Origin of the sequence: Pantoea sp. Ft-CA_14 (genome assembly GCF_024520875.1) — a bacterium.
GTDB lineage: Bacteria > Pseudomonadota > Gammaproteobacteria > Enterobacterales > Enterobacteriaceae > Pantoea > Pantoea agglomerans.
On the sequence record NZ_JALNPM010000067.1, the window covers coordinates 1 to 221 of the forward strand.

1 protein-coding gene is annotated in these 221 nt (G+C 66.5%); it reads right to left on the reverse strand.

Translation table 11 applies throughout. The features are described 5' to 3' along the window. On the reverse strand, window positions 1-221 hold a 221-nt coding region (locus tag NR195_RS22880), incomplete at both ends, for a hypothetical protein (RefSeq protein ID WP_256844947.1).

The window sequence follows — 221 nt, forward strand, 5'->3', positions numbered from 1 at the left end:
TTGACGTGATCGATGTCGGCGGTTGCGTCGCCGGAAAGGGTCGGCCGCGCGTCGTCGGTGACCGAGCCGCTGGCAATTTCGCCGGTGATCGCACCGACGTCGTCCGTCAGGGTGATGCTGTCGATGACCAGGCCCGAGGTCTGGTTATCCGGCGGCGTGCTGTCTGCCGGGCCGTCGATCACAACGCTGTTGCTGTTGCCCGCCTCGTCGGTGGCTTCCAC